The sequence below is a fragment of the Planococcus sp. VCh962 genome (genome assembly GCF_057748275.1).
The window spans coordinates 1,094,328-1,119,853 of the sequence record NZ_JBYLHS010000001.1 but is presented as its reverse complement, the minus strand read 5'-3'; the positions used below and the strand labels follow the sequence as shown (position 1 = coordinate 1,119,853).

Here is a 25,526-nt window from a genome sequence, read left to right as displayed (position 1 = left end):
GAACGGCTCCGTTGGAATACCGGCTGCATAAATAAGTTAAAAATAGTCTCTCCTATATGGAAAGACTATTTAATATTATCCTTTTGATTTAATTTTTCCGGTCCATTGTTTGAACCCGCCTTGCAGCTGGTACAACTGAGTATAGCCTTTTTTCTTCAGGAACAATGCCACACGGCCGCTGCGCGCGCCGTTCTGGTCATACAGGTAAACCGGCTTGTCGGAACGGATTTCTTTGTAGCGCTGGCGCAATTGCGACTGAGGAATATTGCGCGCTCCTAAAATATGTCCGCCGGCAAATTCTTTTGGCTCCCGGACATCGATCAGCTGAGCTTTGCGATACCCTTCGATAAATTGTTCTTGTGTAAGATTTGTGACAGCTTTCTTAATCCGGAAATAAGAAATCAAACCGAATATAATGACGACGAGCAGTACGCCTATGGTGATATATAGAAAATCCAATGTTCTTCTTGCCCCTTTCTATTCTCTCTTTATTATAAAAGAAGGAGTGACGTTTGTTCAATGGCAATGTTACACTATTTAATGGATTTAGGGGGCGATCTTGTGAAAACTACGGAATGGTACTTTATAAATTCAGGGCGAAACAGCCCATCATTCAACATGGCAATGGACGAGGCATTATTGGATTGGCATAGCGAAGGGCTAATTCCGCCGGTAATCCGGTTTTATGGCTGGAATCCGGCTACCTTGTCGATCGGCTATTTTCAAAAAGTGGAAAAAGAAATCGATATGGATCAAGTCGGAGAGCTTGGACTCGGATTTGTCCGGCGTCCGACTGGCGGCAGGGGAGTGCTCCATGAGCACGAATTGACGTACAGCATCATCGTCAGTGAAGATTACCCGGAAATGCCGGAAACCGTTACACAAGCATATCGCGTGCTTAGTGAAGGCTTATTGAAAGGGTTTCAGAATCTTGGCCTTGATGCCTATTTTTCGGTTCCGGATACCGCTGAAAAGCGGGCGGATTTAAAGCAACCGAAAAGCGCTGTCTGTTTTGACTCTCCAAGCTGGTATGAAATGGTCGTTGAAGGAAAAAAAGTGGCCGGCAGTGCACAAACCCGCCAAAAAGGAGTCATCCTTCAGCATGGAGCCATCCTGCTGGATTTGGATATCGAAAAACTGCTATCCGTTTTCAAGTATCGCAAGCCGGAAATAAAAGAGGCGATGCGTGAGAAAATTCCTGAAAAAGCGGTTGCAATCAATTCTTTAAGAGATCAGCCTGTTTCGATTGAAGAATGCATAGAAGCTTTTAAGGCTGGTTTTCAGGAAGCTTTAGGCATCAGTTTGAAACCATACATATTGACCCAAGAACAGCTGGACTATATTAAAGCCGTTGAAGATAAAAAGTACGGCAATAATGAATGGAATTTTCGGACTTAAGGAGCCTTTTGGCTCATTTTCAAAACCGGGCCCACTGAAAAGCTTGATTCTATCGGTTTTATAATTGGTAAAAAATTCTGAGCAAAATTTTGTTATTTAAAAAAGTTTCAATATCTAGTATCATGGGAATTGTAATAATACTATATATAGTGTTTGACTCCATATAATACAAAGGAGGAATTGTCAAATGGTTTCTGTCACACAAACTCAATACACGCTTGATCCAAATTCTCTAAACGAAGATATCAAGGCATTCCCGCAAGTTCATGCGATTACTCCTGATATGAAAATTACGCACAAAGGGGTATCCCGTCTCGTAATGATTGACCGGTATTCTTTTAAAGATACGGAAAAAAAGACGCTTAAAGCCGGCGATTTCGTCGTTTTAACCGTTAAGGAAGATCCGAAATTCCCAGCTCGCGGCCTTGGATTTATCGTTTCAATCGATAAAGGGGCAAATACAGCGAAAATCTGGATTGAAGAAGATTATCGCAGTGCAATTGACAAGGAAAGCGAACAAGAAAGCGGAATCGTCAACCGTTCTTTAGATGTTATTGAAAAACCGCTCGAAGTTTATTACGAACAAATCGCAAAACGCAATGCAACCGGTCTGGCATCAGTGGAAACAACTCCGGAGAAACGCCAGCACTGGTTCCAAAAATTCTACGAACAGCTTGTCGGTCTGAAATTCATTCCAGCAGGACGAGTTTTGTACGGAGCGGGAGCAGATACAGATGTAACGTATTTCAACTGTTATGTCATGCCGTTTGTCGCGGATTCACGCGAAGGAATTTCGGATCATCGCAAACAAGTGATGGAAATCATGTCACGAGGCGGAGGCGTCGGAACAAACGGCTCAACTCTCCGTCCACGCAACACGCTGGCACGTGGCGTCAACGGCAAATCATCGGGTTCAGTTTCCTGGCTTGACGATATCGCCAAACTGACGCACCTTGTTGAACAAGGGGGTTCACGGCGCGGTGCACAAATGATCATGCTGGCGGACTGGCATCCGGATATTGCGGAATTTATCATTTCCAAAATGCAGAACCCGCGCATCTTGCGCTATTTGATTGAAAATTCACAAGATGAAACGATCAAAAAACTGGCGCATGATAAATTGAAATTCAAGCCCTTGACTGAACAGGAAGAAGCGATGTATCAGGGCATCCTGAACTACCGCGCAATTCCCGGAATGGGCGGCTTTAACGAAAAAATCATGCGTGACGCGGAAACAAAGCTGCGCGACGGCGGAACTTATTCAGTCCATAACGAAGAGTTCCTGACAGGCGCCAATATTTCGGTTACGCTGACAGATGATTTCATGCAAGCTGTCGAACAAGACGCCGATTTCGAACTGCGTTTCCCGGCAGTGGAATCTTACTCAAAAGAAGAAATGGCGATCTACAACGAACAATGGCACCAAATCGGCGATGTACGCGAATGGGAGAAATTGGGCCATAAAGTGCGCACGTACCGGACAATGAAAGCCCGCGAACTGTGGAACCTGATCAATGTCTGCGCCACTTATTCCGCTGAGCCCGGCATTTTCTTCATTGACAATGCCAATGAAAAAACCAATGCCAAAGCTTATGGACAAAAAGTTGTAGCGACCAACCCGTGCGGTGAGCAGCCGCTTGCTCCGTATTCCGTTTGCAACTTGGCAGCAGTCAACTTGGCGAGATTCGCAGACCCGGTGACGAAACAAGTCGATTTCCAAGCCTTGAAAGAAACTGTGCGCGTCGGGGTCCGGATGCAGGATAACGTCATCGACGCTACTCCTTACTTCCTTGAAGAAAACCGAGTGCAGGCTCTTGGGGAACGACGTGTCGGCCTTGGAGTCATGGGCCTTGCCGATCTTCTCATCTACTGCGATAAAGAATACGGTTCGCCGGAAGGCAATGAGCTGGTTGATGAAATCTTCAAGACGATTGCGATTGCAGCGTACGAGCAGTCCACGGATTTGGCAGTGGAACGCGGAAGCTTCCCGTTCCTGGTTGGCAATACAGAAGAAGAAACATCAGCACTCCGGAAAGCATTCACGGAAACCGGCTTTATGCAAGGCATGCCGGAAGAAGTGCGCCAAGGCATCCTGGAAAACGGCATCCGCAACTCACACTTATTGACAGTGGCACCGACAGGGTCAACCGGAACAATGGTCGGCGTTTCAACCGGTCTGGAACCTTATTATTCATTCACCTATTACCGCAGCGGCCGTCTCGGTAAATTTATCGAAGTAAAAGCAGATATCGTGCGCGAATATCTGAAAAACAATCCAGATACGGATGAAGAAAACCTGCCAAAAGCATTTGTGACTTCAATGGACTTAGCACCAGAAGCTCATGCTGATGTGCAGTGCATCATCCAGCGCTGGATCGACTCTTCCATCTCCAAAACAGTTAACGCACCACGCGGCTATACAGTAGAACAAGTAGAAGGCGTGTACGAACGCTTGTACAAAGGCGGAGCAAAAGGCGGCACGGTTTATGTCGATGGCAGCCGTGATTCGCAAGTATTGACGCTGAAAGCGGAAGAAAACACGTTTGAAGAAGAAAATCACCAAGCAGAAGTCAAAGGGAAACGCCCGATCGTCCTTATTGATACCATCCAGGATTTGCGTTCAACGAATGTAACAATCGGCTCGGAAGTGGGCAACACTTGCCCGGTCTGCCGAAAAGGAACCGTAGAAGAAATGGGTGGCTGCAATACATGCACCAATTGCAACGCTCAATTGAAATGCGGACTATAAGGTAATCAAAAACGCGACGGCTCCGGCCGCCGCGTTTTTTTATGCTTAATAATTTAGAGGAGAAGTCAATGCGTATAGAACATTGCACGAGAAAGCAAAGAATAAAACAAAACCCGTTTGATCCCATATTGATTTTCGCAACTCAAAAACACAAAAAGCCGCAAAAAGCTAATACATGTAAATTACTACATAAGGGTAATTTTAAAAAATCAAAAACCGGAACCAGGAAATAACAACGAAAAAGAAAATAAAAAGAAAAAGAATTTAAAAAACAAAACAGCTAATCAATTGAAGAAATTCCAATTATTCTTTTAATGGTTGCCCGATTTTTCCCGTGTGATAAAATAATGAAGAATGTGATTGAGAGGAGTGGGGAAATGAAGATATTGTGCCTGAATGGCCCAAACTTGAATCGCCTCGGAAAGCGTGAAAAAGAAGCATACGGTACTTTTACACTCGATGAGTTAGAAGCGGAATTGATGGAGTTTTCCGGGGAGAACGGCATCAATTTAATGTGCATGCAGTCGAACCACGAAGGTGAACTGATTGACTGGATCCACTTGGCTGCTGATGATGGCACAGAAGGCATTGTTTTAAATGCTGGCGCATTTACCCATACGAGCGTAGCCCTCAGAGATGCCATCGCTTCGATTCAGGTGCCTGTTATTGAAGTACATATCTCAAACGTTTATAAACGTGAGGAGTTCCGCCACCACTCCCATATCGCTCCAGTAGCAGCTGGACAGATAACGGGTTTTGGCCAGGACGTCTATAAATTGGCATTGCATGCACTGTTATTAAAACAAGCGAGAGGATGACCCCATTGAAACTTCAAAAATTGCGCACTGAAATGGAACAGCAGCAAATCGAAGCATTGCTGATCACAAGCCAGTACAATCTACGCTACATAACAGAATTTACAGGATCAGCCGGGCTGGCCCTCGTTACACAAGACAAAGCTTTTTTCGTGACAGATTTCCGCTACACAGAACAAGCTGGGAACCAAGTGAAAGAATTTGAAGTTGTCCAGGCCAAAACGAGTTTATTGGAAGAAGCTGCAGAGATTGCGAAGCAGTTGTCCTTGACATCACTGGCATTTGAACAGGATTATGTGACATATGCTTCTTATTTGGATTATCAGTCGAAGATGGAAGCGGAATTGAAACCGGTAAGCGGCCTCATTGAAAAAATCCGGATGATCAAAACACCTGAAGAAATCAGCATTTTAAAAGCGGCCGCTAAAATTGCCGATGATGCCTATGAGCATATTTGCAAATTTATCAAAGTCGGCCAGACAGAACTGGAAATTTCCAATGAACTTGAGTTTTTCATGAGAAAACAAGGTGCGGCATCTTCTTCTTTTCATATAATTGTCGCTTCCGGTGTACGTTCGGCTTTGCCGCATGGAGTGGCCACAGACAAAAGAATTGAACATGGAGATTTCATTACGCTGGATTACGGGGCTTTGTATAATGGCTATATTTCAGACATCACCCGGACTGTAGCCGTAGGTGACCCATCAGACAAGCTGAAAGAGATTTATCAGGTCGTCCTGGATGCGCAAGTAATGGCCGTTGAAAAAATCGGGCCGGGCATGACGGGAATCGAAGCTGATGCCATAGCACGTGATCATATCAAATCAAAAGGCTACGGTGAAGCTTTCGGCCACTCGACCGGCCATGGCATCGGACTTGAAGTGCATGAAGCCCCTGGGTTATCATTTAAATCGCAGACTGTTCTCGAACCGGGAATGGCGGTAACAGTGGAACCGGGGATTTATCTTCCGGGAATTGGCGGAGTTCGCATCGAAGATGATATACTGATAACTGAGTCAGGAAATGAACGATTAACTCACTCCACAAAAGAGCTGCGCATTTTATAACAAACGGAGGAACTAACATGATTTCAGTAAACGATTTTAAAACAGGTGTAACAATTGAAGTGGATGGCGACATTTGGCGCGTAATGGAATTCCAGCACGTAAAGCCAGGTAAAGGCGCTGCATTCGTCCGTACGAAACTTCGCAATCTGCGTTCAGGAAACGTCAACGAAAAAACGTTTCGCGCGGGTGAAAAAGTGGCGAAAGCACAAATCGACAACCGCAAAATGCAGTATTTGTATGCAAATGGCGATACACATGCATTCATGGATACAGAAACTTATGATCAAATCGAACTCCCAGAAAAAAGCATTGAATATGAATTGAAGTTCCTTCAGGAAAATATGGAAGTTCAAGTAATTCAATTCCAAGGAGAAGTATTAGGGGTTGAATTGCCGAACACTGTAGTGCTTGAAGTTGTTGCAACTGACCCGGGCATCAAAGGCGATACTGCCAGCGGTGGTTCAAAACCGGCTACGCTTTCAACGGGATTGACAGTGCAAGTGCCATTCTTCATCAATGAAGGCGACAAGCTGATCATCAACACAACAGATTCTTCATACGTTTCACGGGCACAATAAAAAAGAATTTCCGCTTAAACAGAGGGTGTTATCCCTGCTGTATGGAAATTCTGCACATTGGAATTAAACGGTTAGTTGATTACCCGCTTGGCAGACTGAAGCATCGAGACAGCCAAAGCGTGATAAAGAAAGTGGCCTCTTTCATAGAGGCCTATTTTTATAAATGTCAACTGGCTATTTCAAATTGATTTGAAAAAGTCTAAAATGAAGTAATGACTATGATATACATAAAGGGGAGTAGAGCGAATTGAAAATCCAAGAAATTCGAGAAATTATTAAACTGGTGGATAACTCATCTATCGACGAATTCAGCTATGAGGCTGATGGCGTTAAAGTGAAATTGAAAAAAAACAACGTATTTACTAACCCTGCAGTTGAGGCTCCAGCGGTACCAGTCCAGGCAGTACAGCCTGCTCCAGCACCTGCACCAGCACCGTCAGCCAAAGCAGAAGAACTGATTTCAGAAGAAACTCCAGAAATTCCTGCTGCACAAGATGAAAATCTACATAAAATCTTGTCGCCTATGGTCGGCACGTTCTATCAATCGCCGTCACCAGATGAAGCAGCATATGTTCAACAGGGATCAAAAGTTTCTGCTGATCAAGTGGTCTGCATCGTAGAAGCGATGAAGTTGTTCAATGAAATCGAAGCGGAAGTGGATGGGGAAATTGCTGAGATTCTCGTTAAAGATGGTCAGCTTGTCGAATATGGTCAGCCTCTATTCCTCGTGAAAACTAACTGAGGAGGGGAAACCGATGAAAAAAGTATTGATCGCAAACCGCGGTGAAATTGCAGTCCGGATCATCCGTGCCTGCAAAGAAATGGATATTGAAACAGTGGCTGTTTATTCCGAAGCAGATAAAGAAGCGCTTCATGTAGAACTGGCTGACGAAGCTTATTGCATCGGGCCAAAACTTTCCAAAGACAGCTATTTGAATTTCTCCAATATCATTTCAGTGGCAAAACTGACGAACTGTGATGGCATTCATCCGGGATATGGTTTCTTAGCTGAAAATGCAAGCTTTGCGGAACTATGCGAAGCCTGCGACATTATGTTTATCGGTCCGACGTCGGATGCGATTTCCAAGATGGGAACAAAAGATGTAGCCCGTGAAACCATGCGCAAAGCAGGGGTTCCTGTGGTTCCAGGTTCTACCGGAATTGTCGGAAGCGAAAAAGAAGGCCTTGAAATCGCAGAAGACATCGGTTTTCCAGTGATCATTAAAGCAACAGCTGGAGGCGGAGGAAAAGGAATACGCGTTGCCCGCGACCGTGAAGATTTCATTACCGGCCTCCGGATGACCCAAAAAGAAGCTGCGGCGGCTTTTGGCAATCCGGGTGTTTATATCGAAAAATTCATAGAAGATTTCCGCCACATTGAAATCCAGGTTCTGGCTGATTCCCATGGCAATGCCATCCATTTGGGCGAACGTGATTGTTCGATCCAGCGACGGATGCAGAAATTGGTGGAAGAAGCGCCGTCTCCGGCATTGTCTCCTGAGCTGCGTGCAGAAATGGGAGAGGCTGCTGTTAAAGCGGCTTTGGCAGTGGATTATCGCGGTGCAGGGACCGTCGAATTTATTTTTGATGCTGTTAACCAGAAATTTTATTTCATGGAAATGAATACACGAATCCAAGTTGAACATCCCGTAACAGAAATGATTACAGGAATCGACTTGATTCAACAGCAATTAAAAGTAGCTTCAGGCGAAGTTTTGGCCCACAAGCAAGAAGACGTTACATTCAAAGGCTGGTCGATAGAATGCCGCATCAATGCGGAAAACCCGGCCAAGAATTTCATGCCTTCTGCCGGAAAAGTGACGATGTATTTGCCGCCAGGCGGAATGGGAGTACGTGTTGATTCTGCTATGTATCCAGGGTACAGCATCCCTCCATACTATGATTCCATGGTAGCGAAATTGATCACTTTTGGGGACACGCGAGAACAGGCGGTAGCCAAGATGAAACGCGCTCTTGATGAATTTGTCGTTGAAGGCGTCCATACGACCATTCCGTTCCATTTGAAATTGATGGATCATGAAGTATTTAAATCAGGGGATTTCAATACGAAATTCCTTGAGAAGTACGATGTTTTAGAATCCTAAGGGAGGAATGACACCATGGCAGAAAAAACAGCACCCTATGTCCAAATGAAGCCCAACAACAAGCAGAATTTGGGGAATATCGAAGTAGCTCCCGAAGTTCTTGAAATCATTGCCAGCATTGCGGCAACTGACATCGAAGGAGTGGCCAGCATGCAGGGGAATTTCGCTTCCGGCGTTGCGGAGCGCCTTGGTAAAAAAGTTCATGGCAAAGGCGTCAAAACCGATCTTTCGGAAGAAGGATTGATGATTGATGTTTATTGTGTGATGGATTATGGCGTTTCCATTCCTCAAACCGCATTGAAAGTCCAAGAACAAGTACGGCAAACTCTTGAAAATATGACTTCTCTTCAGACACAGGAAGTAAATGTCCATATTACAGGAATCCATTTCGAACCTCATCATTCGGAAGAGTAAAATGCTGATACCGCCTGTTGAGCCTTTTTGGCTTAGCGGGCGGTATCTTCTATTTTTGCGCTGAATGGCTGGAGCGCTGCTCATTTTTGGACAAAAACACATTTGCGGCATGAATTATCTAAACATTTCAAACATGGAAGTTCGCCTGTATTACCTGTATAATGAGGGATAATTAGTGCGAAAAGGAGACCGGATATTATATGAAACGACATGAAGCACGCGAAAAGGCGCTCCAAACCTTATTTCAGGTTGATGGAACTGAGCTGACCATTGCAGAAGCCAGTGAGCATGTAATGGGGCTTGAGCGGGATAATTTTTATGAATTGCTTGTGGAAGGGACACATGCCAATCTGGAAGCAATTGATGAAAAGTTGAAAGGGCATCTGGAAAACTGGTCGCTTGAACGTTTGCCGAAAGTGGAACGGACAATCCTGCGAATGGCCGTATTTGAACTGGCTTTCATGGAAGATGCACCTGCCAGCGTTATTATGAACGAAGCGATTGAGCTCAGCAAAACTTTTGGAGATGACAAGTCAAGCCGATTTGTGAATGGCGTATTGTCTAAATTCACCGACGAACTAGCAAACTAAATTGGAGGAATTTTAATGACTGCGAAAACTATTGACGGGAAAGCAGTAAGCCTTAAAATTAAAGAGCAAGTAAAGACGCGAGTGGAAAAACTGAAAGAACAGGGAATCGTCCCCGGACTGGCCGTGGTGATAGTCGGTGAAGACTCGGCTTCCCATACATATGTCAAAAATAAGAAAAAAACCTGTGAGTCTTTGGGAATGCGCTCCGATTTGCATCAATTTCCGGATACTATGGAAGAAGCACAGCTGCTTTCAATCATTGATGATTTGAACAAAGACCCGAATATCCATGGGATTTTGGTGCAGCTTCCTTTGCCCGCACAAATCGATGAATTTAAAGTGATTTTGGCAATCGATCCGTCAAAAGATGTAGATGGTTTCCATCCGGTTTCCGTCGGCAATATGGTGATCGGCAAAGAAGCTTTTTTGCCTTGTACGCCTCACGGCATCATGAAATTGCTTGAGCATTATGGCATCAATCCTGCTGGAAAACACACGGTAGTTATAGGGCGCAGCAATATTGTCGGAAAACCGATCGGCCAATTGATGCTGCAGCAAGATGCCACGGTGACGTACTGCCACTCCAAAACAACCGACTTGGCCTCTTACACGAGACAGGCGGATATTTTGGTTTCTGCCATTGGCAAAGCCAAATTAATCGATCGCACATTCATCAAGCCGGGAGCCGTCGTGATCGATGTAGGCATGAACCGCGATGAAAACGGCAAATTATGCGGCGACGTGGATTTTGCGGACGTCCAGGAAACAGCTTCTTTCCTGACGCCGGTACCTGGAGGCGTTGGCCCGATGACGATTGCCATGCTGATGGAGAATACTGTACAGTCGGCTGAAAATGGCTTGTTGAAAGACAAAAACATAGAAACCATGTAAAATAAGTAGAAAAGAGGCTGTTTTTCGAAAGAAAGACAGCTTTTTAATTTTCAAGATTGGGGTTGAAACGTTGGCTACCGACCCGTATTTATCCGTAAAAGCGTTAACCAAATACATAAAAAAGAAATTCGATGCTGATCCACATTTGCGGGACGTATACGTCAAAGGCGAGTTATCGAATGTAAAGATTCATACGAGCGGCCATATTTATTTCACATTAAAGGACAATTCAGCCCGACTGCCAGCCGTTATGTTTTCAGCGAATGCACGATCGGTGAAATTCAAACCGGAAAGTGGAATGACGGTGCTGATTCGTGGTGACGTTACCGTTTACGAAGCTTCCGGACAATATCAGTTGTATGCGCAGTCGATGCAAGCTGATGGCATCGGTGATTATTATTTGGCTTTTGAGCAGCTCAAAGAAAAGCTGGCGAACGAAGGCCTGTTTAATGCTGTCCACAAAAAGCCGTTTCCTCGCTTCCCGCGTAAAATCGCTGTAGTAACAGCACCAACGGGAGCAGCAGTGCGCGATATTTGCATTACACTCCATCGCCGGTATCCACTTGCGAAGATTGTCATATACCCGACTCTTGTGCAAGGGGCCCAGGCAGTCCAGTCAATCGTCCAGTCGATCCAAGCCGCCAATAAGTCCGATTACGATGTCATGATTGTCGGGCGCGGAGGCGGCTCTATCGAAGATTTGTGGGCGTTCAACGAGGAAGCGGTCGCGCGGGCGATTTTCCAGTCCCGGATACCGATCATTTCAGCTGTTGGCCATGAGACCGACACGACCATCGCTGATTTTGTAGCAGATTTGCGAGCCGCTACACCGACAGCAGCAGCGGAGCTTGCCGTTCCGAGCAAAACAGAACTGCTTGAACGCTTGCTGAGCTACCGAACAGGCATGTACCGCATGGCTTCCAATGTGATAACCAAAGATAAAACAGCATTAAACCGTTTAACTTCCTCTATGCCGCTCGCTTATCCTGACCGCCTTTACCGGCCGTTTATTGAACGGGTCGAACGGGCTACTGAGTCTTTGCAGCGCGAAGTCATCCAAAATTACAGACGCTCCAGAGAACGCCATGCCAATATGGAAAAGCAGCTGGCCAACCGGAGTCCGGTAAATTTGATCAAACAGTCTTCTGTCGAGCTTGACCATCTGCAAATGCGCCTCGATGGGCTGATTAGCCAATCGTTAAGAAACCGGTCCCAACAATTATCGTCGGCGATGCGGACACTTGATGCCTTAAGCCCGTTGAAAATCATGGATCGTGGCTATACAATTGCGTATAAAGGCGACCAGGTTGTAAAAAGTGTGGCACAAGTTGAAGAAGGGGAAAAGCTGACGATTGCGATGAAAGATGGAAGCTTGTCAGCAACTGTAACTGAACGCATTTTAACGAGCAAAGGAGACAAATGAAATGGCTGAAAAAGAAATCATGTTCAATCAAGCGATGGAACAACTTGAAGAAATCGTGCGTCAATTAGAGCAAGGTGATGTACCGCTCGAAGAAGCGCTGACTTTATACCAAAAAGGGATGGAACTTTCAAAGGTCTGCCATGATAAACTGCAAAATGCGGAAAAACAATTAGTGACGATGATGAAAGACGGAAAAGAAGTGTCAGTGGACATAGAAACGGATGGTACTGCGAAATGAACTTAACTCAATTCCAAGCACATTATGAACCGTTAATCCAAAAAGAATTGTCTGATCTGATCCAGTCTTTGGCTATTCCGGCCTCATTAAAAGCTTCCATGGATTATTCCCTTCAAGCAGGAGGGAAAAGAATCCGCCCTATTCTGATGCTTGCTGTCCTTCATGAATTGAATGGCGAACATCCCGAAGCTTTGAAATTGGCTGCAGCCATCGAAATGATTCATACGTATTCACTGGTTCATGACGATTTGCCGAGCATGGACAATGACGATTTGCGGCGCGGCATGCCGACCAACCATAAAGTATTCGGCGAAGCAGTTGCCATACTGGCAGGGGATGCGCTGCTGACATACAGCTTCGGCATTGTGGCAAGGCTTCAGCATGTATCAAGCGACGATAAAATCCGTCTGATTGATTTGATGAGTGTTGCAGCAGGGGCTGAAGGCATGGTCGGCGGCCAAGTACTGGACATTGAAGGCGAAGAAAAGAAATTATCGCTCGAAGAACTGGAGCAGGTTCACCGCTTGAAAACAGGGGCGTTGCTGACTTACAGCATTCTGGCGGGAGCGATTTTAGGAAAGGCGTCTCCAGAAGAAATGCTCGCTCTCAACAAATTCGGCGAACATCTTGGCCTCGCTTTCCAGATTCAAGATGATATCCTTGATGTCACAGGAACTTCCCAGGAGTTAGGGAAAACAGCAGGGAAAGACGAAACAAGCGAGAAAAGTACGTATCCTAGCCTTTTGACTTTGCCAAAAGCGAAAGAAAAACTGGATCACCATGCGTCCGAAGCACTTGATGCCATTAAAATGCTCGAAGGTGAAAAAACCTTGCTGCATGAGTTGACAGCATTGATCGTAAAAAGAAAAAGCTGAATTTCGTCTCTCTAATTTGTACATTGGAGAGAGATTGCTATAATAGAAACAGACGATTTTATGGAAAAATTTTAAAAAAGGTGTGTGATGGAATGGATCTGCATACGATTACTAGTCCATCTTTCTTAAAAGAGCTGGACCAAAAACAGCTCGTTCGATTAAGTGAAGATATCCGGCAATTTTTAATAGAAAACCTCTCTCGGACAGGTGGCCATATCGGACCGAACCTTGGCGTTGTTGAACTGACTATCGCTTTACATAAGGTCTTTGACAGCCCTACTGATAAGTTTATCTGGGATGTGGGACATCAGTCTTATGTGCATAAAATTTTGACGGGCCGCGCCAGCCAGTTTGATACGCTGCGCCAGTTCAAAGGCTTATGCGGTTTCCCGAAACGCAACGAAAGTGACCACGATGTTTGGGAAACGGGACATAGTTCTACGTCATTGTCAGCGGCAATGGGGATGGCGGCTGCACGTGACATTAAAAAAGCCGACAACCACGTAATTCCGATTATTGGAGACGGCGCGCTGACAGGCGGTATGGCTTTTGAAGCACTCAACCACATCGGCCATGAAAAGACGAATATGATTGTCATATTGAATGACAACGAAATGTCGATTGCACCTAACGTCGGAGCCATGCACAGCATGCTTGGCAGAATGCGTACAGCGGGCAAATACAATAAAGTAAAAGATGATCTGGAATATTTATTGAAAAAAATTCCGGCAGTCGGTGGCAGATTGGCTTCCACAGCAGAACGATTGAAAGACAGCCTGAAATACCTTGTCGTTTCCGGCATGTTCTTTGAAGAGCTCGGATTCACCTATCTGGGACCAATTGACGGTCATGATTTAGAGGAATTGGAAGATAATCTGCGTTATGCCAAGAAAACCGAAGGTCCGGTCTTACTGCATGTCATCACCAAAAAAGGCAAAGGCTTTTTGCCTGCTGAAACCGACACAGTCGGCACTTGGCACGGAACCGGCCCTTATAAAACGGAGACGGGCGATTTGGTTAAATCGTCCAACACTGCACCTTCTTGGAGCGGTTTGGTTGCCGAGACCGTCCGGAAACTTGCCCGGACTGATGAACGCATCGTCGCAATTACACCGGCGATGCCGGTCGGATCGAAATTGGTCGGGTTCGCTTCTGAGTTCCCTGACCGCTTTTATGATGTCGGAATTGCAGAGCAGCATGCGGCTACGATGGCAGCCGGGCTTGCAACCCAGGACATGAAGCCATTTTTAGCGATTTATTCGACATTCCTTCAACGCGCCTATGATCAAGTGCTCCATGATATTTGCCGCCAGAATCTGAATGTCTTTATCGGCATTGACCGGGCAGGCCTTGTCGGAGCCGATGGCGAAACACATCAAGGGGTGTTTGATATCGCATTTCTCCGAAACTTGCCAAATATGGTCATCATGATGCCGAAAGACGAAAACGAAGGCCAACATATGGTGAAAACCGCGATTGATTATAACGGCGGCCCGATTGCCCTCCGTTATCCGAGAGGAAACGGTTTAGGCGTCCCGATGGACGATGAACTGAAAGCTTTGCCGATCGGGTCATGGGAAGTGCTTGAAAAAGGAACGGATGCCGTAATTCTGACATTCGGAACCACGATTCCAATGGCGCTTCATGCTGCAGAACAATTGCGTGAGGAAGGAATTCAAGCGGAAGTGGTCAATGCCCGATTTATCAAGCCGATGGATGTCAATATGCTGCATCAAATATTTGAGCGCAATATTCCAATCGTCACCATAGAAGAAGCGATTCTCCAAGGCGGCTTTGGCAGCAGTGTGCTGGAATTCGCTGAAGAAAACCAGTACCGGGGTGCTGTGATCGACCGGTTAGGAATTCCGGACCAGTTTATCGAACATGGCGATGTTGCTGAGTTAATGGATGAAATCCATTTGAATAGTGATGAAGTGGTGCGTGTCGTGAAAAAGCGTGTAAAGCCGGCTACTAAAGCGGAATCGACTGCATTATGAACAACAAACCGAAAAAAGAGCGGGTAGATATCCTGTTGGTGGAGCGCGGAATTTGTGATACACGCGAAAAAGCAAAACGCGCAATTATGGCAGGCATCATCTACTCCAATGAAGTGCGGATGGATCGTCCGGGGGAAAAAATCCCCGAAGACGCCCCGCTTCAAATGAAAGGCAATGATTTGAAGTACGTAAGCCGTGGAGGATTGAAGCTGGAAAAAGCATTGGCGGAATTCGACTTGTCGGTCGATGGCAAGCTGATGCTTGATATCGGTTCTTCAACTGGTGGATTCACTGATTGTGCACTTCAAAATGGTGCCAAACATTGTTACGCGCTTGATGTCGGCTATAATCAACTGGCCTGGAAAATTCGGCAAGATGAACGCGTCACTGTCATGGAACGCACCAACTTCCGCCATTCCAAGCCGGAAGATTTCACAGAAGGGCTGCCTGAATTCGCAACCATTGATGTCAGTTTCATATCGTTGCGCATCATCCTTCCCGTACTAAAGCAAATTTTGGTGCCAGGCGGCGATGTTATTGCTTTGGTAAAACCGCAATTTGAAGCGGGACGGGAATCCGTCGGAAAAAAAGGCATCATCAGAGATCCGAAAATTCATCGGGAAGTACTTGCCAAAGTGGCTGGCTTCGCTATTGAAGCCGGCTTCCATTTGAAAAATATGTCTTTTTCCCCCATTACCGGGGGGGAAGGCAATATCGAGTTTCTATTTCATCTTCAATCTGCCCATGAAGGAGAAGGCATTGCCCCTCTTTCAATAGAGCAAATAGCAGAAACAGTGAAAACGGCACATGAAAAACTTTAAACACATTCCACAAGGAATGTGTTTTCTTTTTCGGTCAGCTGTTCGGTTCTTATAGGACATAAGCCTGCTTATACTTTGTCAATTGATGAAAAGTACTCAGTGCTTGCCGGATATGACGGCCGCTTCCGCTTTTGATTGCTTGTTTTTAGTCCTATTAAAAGGTACGATATTAGATATATAGAATAATTATTCATTCTAGGAGGACTAAAAGTGAACAAAGGTCAACGCCATATAAAAATTCGTGATTTGATCTCCAACCGGGAAATTGAAACACAAGATGAACTGGTGGATTTATTGAAATCTGCCGGTTATGAAGTGACACAAGCTACTGTTTCACGTGATATAAAAGAATTGCACTTAGTGAAAGTCCCGTTGCAAGATGGGCGCTATAAATACAGTTTGCCGGCTGACCAGCGTTTCAATCCCATGCAAAAGCTGCACCGCGCTTTAACCGACGCATTCGTCAGCATTGATGGAGCCAGCCATTTTTTAATTATGAAGACATTGCCGGGCAATGCGCATGCCATCGGTTCTTTGATTGACCATTTGGATTGGGAAGAAATCCTTGGGACGATTTGCGGGGACGATACCTGCTTAATCATCTGCCGCGATACTGAACAGCGGGAAGTATTGAAACAACGATTGATTGAAATGCTATAAAAAGAGGTGGATGGGTATGCTGCGGGAACTGGATATACGCAATTTTGCCATTATTGAAGCGTTATCTGTCAGTTTTACAGAAGGGCTGACCGTGTTGACCGGTGAAACGGGTGCCGGAAAATCAATCATTATCGATGCTGTGCATTTATTGGCAGGAGGGCGCGGAAGCCAAGAGTTTATACGCCATGGCGCTAAAAGAGCGGAAATTGAAGGTCTTTTTTCCTTGGACAATAAGCAGCATCCGGTGTTTCGCAAATTGGATGAATTTGGCATCGAGGCCAGCGACGGCGATATTTTACTGCGCCGTGAGCTGAACGATAAAGGGAAAAATGTCTGCCGGATCAATGGCAAACTGGTGACAATTTCCATTTTGCGTGAAGTGGGTGCTGCATTGATCGATATTCATGGCCAGCATGAAACGCAGGAATTGATGGATGAAAAAAAGCATGTGTATTTGCTGGACCAATTTGCTGGCAAGTCGATTGCAAAAGCGAAAGAAAGTTATCTTCATACGTATGAAAAATACATGAAGTTGAAGCGGGAATTCGCCTCATACAACGAAAACGAACAGCAGATTGCCCAGCGAATTGACCTTTTGACTTTTCAGCTGCGGGAAATTGAAGCCGCTGAGCTGGTTGCGGGAGAAGAGGAAGAGCTGCTGCAAGAACGGAAAAAACTTCAAAATTTCAATAAAATCTATGAATCGGTTTCTGCGGCACATGAAGCGATTCAAGGAGAGTCGAAAGGCCTTGACTGGCTGGGGTCTGCCATGTCTGAATTAGAGCATGCGGCGTCGGTCGATGAGGAGTTCAGTATCCATTCCGAAACGCTTACAGGTGCTTTTTATCAGATACAGGACGTTTCCGCCGAAATCAAGCGTATAATAGACAATATGGAATTCGATCCTGCGAGACTCAATGAAATTGAACAGCGCCTTGCGCTGCTGCAATCGTTAAAGAGGAAATACGGTGCTTCTGTTGAAGACATTCTCCTATATTATGAGACGCAGGTGGATGAACTCGACCGTTTGATCAATCGCGATCAGCGATTGCAGCTTGATCAAGCAAAACTTAAGGAACTTACCGAAGACCTTCGCGTAGAAGCGGAAGAATTGACGCTTTTAAGAAAGAAAGCTGCAAAGGATTTGGGCAAAGCCATTATGGAGCAATTACAAGCGCTGCATATGGGGAAAGCGTCCTTTGAAGTCATTTTCAATGCGTTGCCGAATGGGCGTTTCGATCGCAATGGCCGGGATACTATCGCTTTTTATATTTCCACTAACCTTGGAGAACCACTGAAACCATTGATCAAAGTAGCATCAGGCGGAGAGCTTTCGAGGATGATGCTGGCGTTAAAAACCATTTTCTCAAAACACCAAGGCATCACGTCCATTATTTTCGATGAAGTGGATACGGGTGTCAGCGGACGGGTAGCCCAAGCGATAGCAGAAAAGATCGCCGCAATTTCCGTCCATTCCCAAGTGCTGTGCATTTCCCATTTGCCGCAAGTGGCGGCAATGGCAGATCAGCATTTATTTATTGAAAAAAACGTGGAAAATCAGCGGACCATAACGACTGTCCATGAACTGGACGGCCCTGAACGCACAGAAGAAATGAGCAGAATGCTATCCGGAGCAGAAATTACAGAATTGACATTGCAACATGCCGAAGAATTGCTGACGCTGGCACGCGACAGAAAACTGACGATGAGGTAATTTGCAAGAAGCAGTCAACAGGGGGAGTAAGTTGATGGATAAGATAAAAATTGCAATCGCAGACGATAATCGCGAATTGGTAAAGCTCATGAGTGATTATTTAAGCGGCCAATCGAATATGGAAATTGTCGCTGTCGCTTATAATGGCAAAACGTGTATTGAGATGCTGAAACAGCATCGAGTGGATGTGCTGGTCCTCGACATTATCATGCCTTATTTAGATGGCATTGCCGTTTTGGATGCCATTAAAGAAGATGAAGATTTGCGCGGGATAGAGGTCATAATGCTATCCGCTTTTGGACAGGAATCAATCATGAGCCAGGCGGCCCAGTATGGCGCATCCTATTTCATCATGAAGCCGTTTGAAACAGAACGGCTGGCCGTCCAGATCAATCATATAATGCAGAATCGGAAAGATGGCAAGAAACCGAAAAACAAGAAAGCCGAAATAGATGAACTGATTACCAATCTAATCAAAGAAATTGGAGTCCCGCCTCATATAAAAGGCTATACTTACTTGAAAGAAGCCGTTACATTAGTGCTGGAAAATCCTGATATTTTGAATAAAGTCACAAAAGAACTTTATCCTGGCATAGCAAAAAATCTTGATTCAACTCCGGCACGCGTCGAGCGTTCGATACGCCATGCAATTGAATTGGTCTGGAGCCGAAAAGAAACGCAGCATATATCAAAACTCTTTGGCTACAGCGAAGAGCATTTGGCTTCCAAACCCACCAATTCACAGTTTATCGCGATGGTTGCCGATAGCATTCGGATCGAATCTAAATTATAATGACTATAAAGAATCCTTGCATTGCAACTGACTTAAGAAACTAGCCATTGCCCTGATCACCAGTTGCGTGCAACCCTATATCTTCATGTAAACTGCCCAGTTGTTTCTTTGTATTGATGAAAAAACAAGAAGGGAAGAGATTTGCATGCACAAAAGATGGAGCGCACTTGTTGTTGGGGGCATATTGGTGTTAGGAGCGTGCGGACAAGAAGAAGCTCAGCCTGCTGAAGAGACAACGGATGTAGCGGATCATGAAATGGACAAAGGCGATCATGATGCGGACGGAAAAGCGGCAGAAGATCAACCGGAATCTTCGTCTGTCGAACCTGCTGAACCGCCCGAAGCGGCAAAAGGGGAAGCTTCTCCACTGTTGGCTCAAGGAGAAACGACCAGTTTTGTCTTTAATGAAGTCGGAGAGTTTCCGATTCATTGTGAGCCGCATCCCAATATGAAGATGAAAGTGGTAGTGGAAGAAGGCGCTTCGACTAGCGGAGAAGCGGCAGTGGAAATGGCGGATTTCGCTTTTGTGGAAGCCGAACTGACCGTGGCTCCAGGGACAGTTGTGACCTGGACAAACCAGGATACGGTCGAGCATAATGTGTTTTTTGAATAAGCAGTTGAATAAAGGGCCGGGTGTACTGTTGCCTGGCCTTTTTTATTTTTCAAAACATGATATCTAAACTGTACTCTAACACCAGAAAGAAGATGAGAAGATTGTCGGAAGTAACAGTATATGCCCATCGGGGAGCTTCCAAATACGCACTTGAAAATACTTGGAATGCTTTTTATAAAGCCTGCGAATTCAATGTGGGCATTGAATTGGATGTTCAAATCACCAAAGATGGAGTGGTTGTGGTTTTTCACGATGATAATTTAAAGAGGCTTGGAGGTAAAAAGTGCAAGATTCAAGACATAGCTTATGAAGAACTGAAAGAAATGAAAATCGGGAAAAGATGGACGCGGCGGTTTTCAGATGCTGAAATTCCCTTGGCGTATGAAGTGTTTCAATGGGCCAAGGAAAAACAGGTCCCTTTAAATGTAGAGATGAAAAATTCTTTTAGTGTACATCCGGAAGGGCCGAAAATTTTAGCGTCAATGCTTGAGGGACTAGAAGATTTCCATATCTCTTCTTTTAATCCCCATTTGCTGAAAGAAATGAAGCAGCTTATGCCAACGAGGGAAATGGCGCTGATCATCAAGAAAAGCATTCCACTGGAAGCTATTCAAAAAATGAAATGGATTGACAGCATTCATCTTCATCGGCGTTTGTATTCCCTGTCATTTCTTGAAGCGCTTCAAGGGATGAAAAAAACGATCCGGATTTATGGCATTATGGGTTCGGAAGCCGCTATGAAAAAAATAGCCCCTGAATTAAAAGGGATCATCACGGATTATCCTGAACGGATAATAAAAAAATTGCGCCTACCTGTCAAAAGGTAGACGCAATTTTTTATTCCATCATTAAATTTGTTGTTATTTCTGGAAGCGCTTGGAAACCGTCCCTTTTTTACGGTCCCGATTTAAAAGGAATCCGGCAAAAAACCCAATGCCCAGCACAACAAAAATAGTCCCTAACGTAAATTGAATCCATAAAGCTGGATAAGGCTCCAATAATTTATTAAATAAGGTATCGCGCATCAATTTAATGCCATACGCAGCCATGATACCAGGGATCAGCAAGATGATAAATGCGATTAAACGTCCCATGTTTCCACTCCTTCACCTCTATTGTTTCTAATTCATTTATAGTTGTCAAGAATCTTATCCTCAGGTACCCTTATAAAGATAACTGCAAAAAATTGCACATAATTTTCCGAAAGGTATGAAGCGAATTGCAAAATGTACTGATTATAGGCGGCGGAGCCGGAGGTTCTGTTATTCTGCAAATGCTGATGGAATCCGAATACTTAAAAGTCTTCGGAATCGCAGATATTAACTTGGACGCCCCTGCGGTTCAAAAAGCCAGAAAAAACGGCATTCCGGTTTCCCAGGACTTTCGGGATTTCAATAAAGACGAAGTGGATATGGTGGTCAATGTATCAGGCAGTGAAGAAGTGCAGCAAGAATTGCCGTTTCATTTTCCGAAAAAAACCGTCATTATTCCAGGCAGCATCGCTAATGTCCTCGTCAGATTAATGACAGAGAAACAGCATTTCATTTCTTTGTTAAGAGAAGAAAGCCATAAACAGAATATCATTTTTAATTCCATAGAAGAAGGAATGGTCGGCATCGACCGGAAGGGGCACATCAACTTCATCAATAAAAGTGCCGCCCGGATGCTGGAAGTGGAAGCAGAAACAACAATCGGAAGGCCAATCCATGAATATATCACGGCCAGTGAATTGCCGCGCATTTATGAGACCGGCAGGACGGAATTGAATCAGGAATTGGTTTTGCCGAACGGCTCGAAAATTGTCACCTCCCGGTTTCCGATGGTTGATGAACACGGTGAAACGATCGGCGCATTTGCTGTTTTTAAAGACATTACGGAAGTGGTGTCGCTTGCGGAACAAATCACCGATTTGAAAGAAGTGCAGACCATGCTGCAGGCGATTATCCAGTCGAGCGACGATGCCATTTCAGTCGTCGATGAGAAAGGCAATGGACTTTTGGTCAATCCCGCCTATACGCGGATTACCGGACTTCAAATGGAAGACGTCATCGGCATGCCGGCCTCGGCGGATATTTCAGAAGGGGAAAGCATGCACTTGAAAGCCCTGCAGACCCGCAAGCCATACCGGGGCGTCAATTTGAAAGTAGGGCCGGCGAGCCGGGAAGTCATCGTCAATGTCGCGCCGATCATTGTCGACAATAAATTGAAAGGCAGTGTTGGTGTTATCCACGATACGACGGAAATCCGTTCATTGATGAAAGAATTGGACCGTGCCCGGAGCATAATCCGGACCTTGGAATCGAAGTATACTTTTGACGACATTATCGGATTGAGCTCCGAAATGCAGCTCAGCCTGCAACAGGCGAAATTGGCCGCCCAGACGCTTGTAACCGTATTGCTTCGCGGGGAATCTGGAACAGGGAAAGAACTTTTTGCCCATGCCATCCATAGCGCCAGTGAGCGCAAGTACAATAAATTCGTGCGGGTGAACTGTGCCGCATTGACTGAAGAACTGCTCGACAGTGAGTTGTTCGGGTACGAAGAAGGCGCGATGCCGGGCATCAAAAGCGGCGGCAAAAAAGGCTTGTTTGAAGAAGCGAATAATGGCAGTATTTTCCTGGATGAAATCGGCGAACTGTCGCCAATGATTCAAAGCAAACTGCTGCGTGTGCTGCAGGAACATGAAACACTGCGGATCGGCGGGACGACACCGATCCCTATTAATGTCCGGGTCATCGCCTCTACCAATGCCAATATGGAAAAAGCATTGCTTGAAGGCACGTTCCGGGAAGATTTATATTACCGGCTAAACCGGATGCCGATCCTGATTCCGCCGCTCCGCAAAAGGAAGCAAGACATTCCGAGAATTGTCGACCGTCTGTTATTGAAATTGAATCAGGAGTACGGCCGGAACGTTGTCACGGTGACAGACAAAGCTTTGCAATTATTGCGGGTCTACGACTGGCCGGGCAATGTCAGAGAACTGGAGAACGTTTTAAGCCGGGCGATGATTTTCATGCAAATGAACGATAAAGTGCTGACTGAAGAACATATCCCGTTAAATATGATCAAAGCGCCAGAAGCGAAGCATGAAGTCACTTTTGAATCTTCAGTTCCCCTGCAGGAGCAGCTGGATACCATTGAGCGGGGGATACTCCATCATGCACTGAACCAATTTAAAGGCAATAAATCAAAAACAGCCAAACAGCTCGAAATTTCACTCCGGACACTTTATTACAAATTAGAAAAGTACGGGCTTTCGTAAGGGCTTTGCAAATTATTGCAGGGTTTTGCAAGAATTTGCAAAGTATTTCAGCTTGAAACTCCAATAAAGCGCTTACAAGCCTTATATATTAAGGGTTTATCTGTTTTAATTAAAAGGGAATGGGGTGACAAAAATGGCCACATTAATCGAATTAATGGATGAAATTTCTGTTGAAGCAGGCAATGCCGTTGCAGTTGCAGCAGCAGCTGATCTAGAAGTGCTTGAAGCCGTCAGTTTGGCGATTGAGCAGAATCTGGCCAGTTTCAGGTTGTATGATGATGAAGCCAAGCTGAAAGAAATGATCAGCACTAGCTTTCCGCATCTGATTAATCATCCAAAACTATTAATTTTTCACGTCAAAGGGGCTGCCCAGGCAGCCAAAGAAGCAGTCAAATCGGTTTATATGAATGATTCAAATGTTTTGATGAAAGGCCATATACCGACTGCCGTTCTATTAAAAGCGGTATTAAACCCTGATTACGGCTTGCGGACTGGAAATGTACTGTCCCATGTGGCGGCTTTTGAAATTGCAGGCTTTGACCGCCTGATTTTCATTACCGATGCCGGGATGAACATCAATCCGGATCTGCAGCAAAAAGCGCAGATTATACAAAATGCCGTTCAAGTCGCACGCTCTACAGGAGTCAGTATGCCGATCGTGGCTCCGCTTGCCGCAGTTGAAGTCATCAACCCGGCAATGCAAGCGACGCTTGACGCCGCCGCTTTAACGGCGATGAACAGGCGCGGCCAAATTACCGATTGCATCGTCGATGGCCCTCTAGCGCTCGACAATGCCATTTCACCAAGTGCCGCAAAACATAAAGGCATCCAAGGCGATACAGCAGGCAAGGCGGACATCTTGCTGGTGCCCAATATTGAAGCCGGCAACATCCTGTACAAATCATTAGTGTATTTTTCAAAGGCGAAAGTGGGAGGCATCATAGCTGGTGCAAAAGCACCGATTGTGTTGACATCCCGCGCAGACAGCGCCGAAAGCAAGTTGTTTTCGCTTGCTCTGGCAATTCGCTCATCCAACATTTAACGAGATAACTAGGAGGAAATGACAATGGGAATTTTTGAAAAAATGGAACAGCACGATTATGAGCAACTGGTATTTTGCCAAGATAAAACTTCAGGATTAAAAGCGATCATCTGTATCCACGATACAACACTTGGACCGGCACTTGGCGGCACTCGCATGTGGAATTACGCAACAGAAGAAGAAGCGATCGAAGATGCAATCCGCCTTGGCCGCGGAATGACCTATAAAAACGCTGCAGCAGGGCTTAACTTAGGCGGCGGCAAGACCGTTATTATCGGTGATCCATTGAAAGACAAAAACGAAGAAATGTTCCGCGCATTCGGCCGCTTTATCCAGGGCTTGAACGGCCGTTATATTACTGCGGAAGATGTAGGCACTACAGTTGCAGATATGGATTTGATCCACGAAGAAACTGATTTTGTCACAGGTATCTCACCAGCATTCGGTTCTTCAGGCAATCCGTCTCCTGTAACAGCTTACGGCGTTTACATCGGCATGAAAGCAGCTGCATTAGAAGCTTTCGGCGACGATTCGCTTGAAGGCAAAACAGTAGCAGTACAAGGTGTCGGAAACGTGGCTTATACCTTATGCAAACACCTTCATGAAGAAGGCGCTAAATTGATCGTGTCGGATATCAACCAAGAAGCAGTGCAGCGCGCAGTAAATGATTTCGGTGCAACGGCAGTTGAACCGAATGCCATCTACTCTCAAGAAGCTGATATTTTTGCTCCATGTGCGATGGGTGCCATCATCAACGACGATACAATTCCACAATTGAAAGTGAAAGTGGTAGCTGGATCTGCAAACAACCAATTGAAAGAAGAGCGCCATGGTGATGAATTGGAAGCCCGCGGCATCGTCTATGCTCCGGATTTCGTTATCAACTCAGGAGGCGTGATCAACGTTGCTGATGAATTGTACGGATACAATAACGAACGGGCGATGAAACGCGTTGAAACAATTTATGACAGCATCACGAAAATTTTCGAAATCTCTAAACGGGACGGCATTCCTAGCTACCAGGCAGCAGACCGCATGGCAGAAGAACGCATCGAACGTGTCAGCAAATCACGCAGCCAGTTCATGCGCAACGAACACAATATTTTAAGCAGAAGATTTTAAAAAGCAGAAAGAGCCGTTTAGCTTTGATAGTCATCAGGCGAAGCGGCGCTTTTTGCCGCTAGCAAGAAAAGCGGAAGCGGCCGTTAAGATTCGACAGACATAAGACGATCCGGCGAAGCGGCATGTTTTTAGCCGCACAGCTGGAGTGGCTTATGATCCGAGAATCTGGCCGCTGCAGCTGGACAAGAAAAGCACAAGCGCCCGCAAAGCCCCGACAAGCGCTGGAGGGATTGTCGGGAATGGCGTACTTTGCCATTATCGGAAGCCCGAAGCGACCTCGAGGGGCTGGGCGCTGGAGCTGGATAAGAAAAGCGCAGGCGCATGCGTATATGCAATGGGCACGATAGAAAACCTTA

General features: G+C 45.5%; 26 protein-coding genes. 24 read left to right on the top strand and 2 right to left on the bottom strand.

Translation table 11 applies throughout. From position 1 onward, the window contains the following. Nucleotides 1-75 precede the first annotated feature (75 nt). Nucleotides 76-459 carry a rhodanese-like domain-containing protein gene (locus AC3AQ9_RS05670; protein ID WP_488306461.1) on the bottom strand — a complete coding sequence of 128 codons (384 nt, stop codon included), beginning with the start codon at nucleotides 457-459 and terminating at the stop codon, nucleotides 76-78. An 81-nt stretch (nucleotides 460-540) separates the two neighbouring features. Here AC3AQ9_RS05670 and lipM point away from each other — a divergent pair, with 81 nt between their 5' ends. The 20 genes from lipM (at nucleotide 541) to AC3AQ9_RS05570 (ending at nucleotide 20,568) form a co-directional block, all read left to right on the top strand. Continuing rightward, complete coding sequence (gene lipM / locus AC3AQ9_RS05665; protein WP_488306835.1) at nucleotides 541-1,398, top strand: octanoyltransferase LipM; 858 nt, start codon at nucleotides 541-543, stop codon at nucleotides 1,396-1,398. A gap of 187 nt (nucleotides 1,399-1,585) precedes the next feature. Continuing rightward, the gene (locus AC3AQ9_RS05660) at nucleotides 1,586-4,147 is read left to right on the top strand and encodes a vitamin B12-dependent ribonucleotide reductase (protein ID WP_488306460.1); all 2,562 of its coding nucleotides are present in this window, start codon (nucleotides 1,586-1,588) and stop codon (nucleotides 4,145-4,147) included. 377 nt (nucleotides 4,148-4,524) lie between these two features. Next, nucleotides 4,525-4,965: a type II 3-dehydroquinate dehydratase gene (gene aroQ, locus AC3AQ9_RS05655; RefSeq protein ID WP_488306459.1), complete on the top strand. Its 441-nt coding sequence runs from the start codon at nucleotides 4,525-4,527 to the stop codon at nucleotides 4,963-4,965. Beyond that, on the top strand, nucleotides 4,962-6,029 hold the full coding sequence (locus AC3AQ9_RS05650; protein WP_488306458.1) for a M24 family metallopeptidase: 1,068 nt from the start codon (nucleotides 4,962-4,964) through the stop codon (nucleotides 6,027-6,029). The genes aroQ and AC3AQ9_RS05650 overlap by 4 nt, the downstream gene beginning before the upstream one ends. 17 nt (nucleotides 6,030-6,046) lie before the next feature. Next, complete coding sequence (efp, locus tag AC3AQ9_RS05645; RefSeq protein ID WP_488306457.1) at nucleotides 6,047-6,607, top strand: elongation factor P; 561 nt, start codon at nucleotides 6,047-6,049, stop codon at nucleotides 6,605-6,607. 247 nt (nucleotides 6,608-6,854) lie between these two features. After that, entirely contained in the window at nucleotides 6,855-7,349 is a 495-nt protein-coding gene (accB, locus tag AC3AQ9_RS05640; RefSeq protein ID WP_488306456.1) for an acetyl-CoA carboxylase biotin carboxyl carrier protein, read from the top strand. A gap of 13 nt (nucleotides 7,350-7,362) precedes the next feature. Beyond that, complete coding sequence (gene accC / locus AC3AQ9_RS05635) at nucleotides 7,363-8,712, top strand: acetyl-CoA carboxylase biotin carboxylase subunit (RefSeq protein ID WP_488306455.1); 1,350 nt, start codon at nucleotides 7,363-7,365, stop codon at nucleotides 8,710-8,712. A gap of 15 nt (nucleotides 8,713-8,727) precedes the next feature. Next, complete coding sequence (locus AC3AQ9_RS05630) at nucleotides 8,728-9,126, top strand: Asp23/Gls24 family envelope stress response protein (protein WP_488306454.1); 399 nt, start codon at nucleotides 8,728-8,730, stop codon at nucleotides 9,124-9,126. A gap of 200 nt (nucleotides 9,127-9,326) precedes the next feature. Next, on the top strand, nucleotides 9,327-9,716 hold the full coding sequence (nusB, locus tag AC3AQ9_RS05625; protein ID WP_488306453.1) for a transcription antitermination factor NusB: 390 nt from the start codon (nucleotides 9,327-9,329) through the stop codon (nucleotides 9,714-9,716). 15 nt (nucleotides 9,717-9,731) lie between these two features. Then, nucleotides 9,732-10,607, top strand: coding sequence for a bifunctional methylenetetrahydrofolate dehydrogenase/methenyltetrahydrofolate cyclohydrolase FolD (gene folD, locus AC3AQ9_RS05620; RefSeq protein ID WP_488306452.1), 876 nt, complete (start codon nucleotides 9,732-9,734; stop codon nucleotides 10,605-10,607). Between the two features lie 70 nt (nucleotides 10,608-10,677). Beyond that, nucleotides 10,678-12,030, top strand: a complete 1,353-nt coding sequence (xseA, locus tag AC3AQ9_RS05615; protein ID WP_488306451.1) for an exodeoxyribonuclease VII large subunit — start codon at nucleotides 10,678-10,680, stop codon at nucleotides 12,028-12,030. Between the two features lies 1 nt (nucleotide 12,031). After that, a complete protein-coding gene (xseB, locus tag AC3AQ9_RS05610) occupies nucleotides 12,032-12,268 on the top strand; it encodes an exodeoxyribonuclease VII small subunit (RefSeq protein ID WP_300992730.1) in 237 nt (78 codons plus the stop codon). After that, nucleotides 12,265-13,143: a polyprenyl synthetase family protein gene (locus tag AC3AQ9_RS05605; protein ID WP_488306450.1), complete on the top strand. Its 879-nt coding sequence runs from the start codon at nucleotides 12,265-12,267 to the stop codon at nucleotides 13,141-13,143. Before xseB ends, AC3AQ9_RS05605 begins: the two co-directional genes overlap by 4 nt. Nucleotides 13,144-13,235: 92 nt before the next feature. Next, nucleotides 13,236-15,140, top strand: a complete 1,905-nt coding sequence (dxs, locus tag AC3AQ9_RS05600) for a 1-deoxy-D-xylulose-5-phosphate synthase (RefSeq protein WP_488306449.1) — start codon at nucleotides 13,236-13,238, stop codon at nucleotides 15,138-15,140. After that, on the top strand, nucleotides 15,137-15,961 hold the full coding sequence (locus AC3AQ9_RS05595) for a TlyA family RNA methyltransferase (RefSeq protein WP_488306448.1): 825 nt from the start codon (nucleotides 15,137-15,139) through the stop codon (nucleotides 15,959-15,961). The genes dxs and AC3AQ9_RS05595 overlap by 4 nt, the downstream gene beginning before the upstream one ends. Nucleotides 15,962-16,171: 210 nt before the next feature. After that, the gene (gene ahrC / locus AC3AQ9_RS05590; protein ID WP_036809248.1) at nucleotides 16,172-16,621 is read left to right on the top strand and encodes a transcriptional regulator AhrC/ArgR; all 450 of its coding nucleotides are present in this window, start codon (nucleotides 16,172-16,174) and stop codon (nucleotides 16,619-16,621) included. A gap of 16 nt (nucleotides 16,622-16,637) precedes the next feature. Further along, nucleotides 16,638-18,335, top strand: coding sequence for a DNA repair protein RecN (gene recN, locus AC3AQ9_RS05585; RefSeq protein ID WP_488306447.1), 1,698 nt, complete (start codon nucleotides 16,638-16,640; stop codon nucleotides 18,333-18,335). A 34-nt stretch (nucleotides 18,336-18,369) separates the two neighbouring features. Next, nucleotides 18,370-19,128: a sporulation transcription factor Spo0A gene (gene spo0A / locus AC3AQ9_RS05580; RefSeq protein ID WP_488306446.1), complete on the top strand. Its 759-nt coding sequence runs from the start codon at nucleotides 18,370-18,372 to the stop codon at nucleotides 19,126-19,128. Between the two features lie 145 nt (nucleotides 19,129-19,273). Continuing rightward, on the top strand, nucleotides 19,274-19,741 hold the full coding sequence (locus tag AC3AQ9_RS05575) for a plastocyanin/azurin family copper-binding protein (RefSeq protein ID WP_488306445.1): 468 nt from the start codon (nucleotides 19,274-19,276) through the stop codon (nucleotides 19,739-19,741). Between the two features lie 101 nt (nucleotides 19,742-19,842). Then, nucleotides 19,843-20,568 carry a glycerophosphodiester phosphodiesterase gene (locus AC3AQ9_RS05570; protein ID WP_488306444.1) on the top strand — a complete coding sequence of 242 codons (726 nt, stop codon included), beginning with the start codon at nucleotides 19,843-19,845 and terminating at the stop codon, nucleotides 20,566-20,568. 33 nt (nucleotides 20,569-20,601) lie between these two features. Here the strand turns inward: AC3AQ9_RS05570 and AC3AQ9_RS05565 are convergent, their stop codons facing one another. Further along, nucleotides 20,602-20,835 carry a DUF2627 domain-containing protein gene (locus AC3AQ9_RS05565; protein ID WP_300992743.1) on the bottom strand — a complete coding sequence of 78 codons (234 nt, stop codon included), beginning with the start codon at nucleotides 20,833-20,835 and terminating at the stop codon, nucleotides 20,602-20,604. A 125-nt stretch (nucleotides 20,836-20,960) separates the two neighbouring features. Between AC3AQ9_RS05565 and AC3AQ9_RS05560 the strand changes: the two genes are divergently transcribed. The 4 genes from AC3AQ9_RS05560 to AC3AQ9_RS05545 all read left to right on the top strand — a co-directional run bounded on the left by AC3AQ9_RS05560 (nucleotide 20,961) and on the right by AC3AQ9_RS05545 (nucleotide 25,517). Continuing rightward, nucleotides 20,961-23,006: a sigma 54-interacting transcriptional regulator gene (locus AC3AQ9_RS05560; protein WP_488306443.1), complete on the top strand. Its 2,046-nt coding sequence runs from the start codon at nucleotides 20,961-20,963 to the stop codon at nucleotides 23,004-23,006. A gap of 133 nt (nucleotides 23,007-23,139) precedes the next feature. Then, complete coding sequence (gene yqiS / locus AC3AQ9_RS05555; RefSeq protein ID WP_488306442.1) at nucleotides 23,140-24,048, top strand: phosphate butyryltransferase; 909 nt, start codon at nucleotides 23,140-23,142, stop codon at nucleotides 24,046-24,048. 18 nt (nucleotides 24,049-24,066) lie between these two features. Further along, nucleotides 24,067-25,170, top strand: coding sequence for a Leu/Phe/Val dehydrogenase (locus tag AC3AQ9_RS05550; RefSeq protein ID WP_488306441.1), 1,104 nt, complete (start codon nucleotides 24,067-24,069; stop codon nucleotides 25,168-25,170). Nucleotides 25,171-25,322: 152 nt separating this feature from the next. Next, the gene (locus AC3AQ9_RS05545; protein ID WP_488306440.1) at nucleotides 25,323-25,517 is read left to right on the top strand and encodes a hypothetical protein; all 195 of its coding nucleotides are present in this window, start codon (nucleotides 25,323-25,325) and stop codon (nucleotides 25,515-25,517) included. The last annotated feature ends 9 nt before the right edge of the window (nucleotides 25,518-25,526 follow it).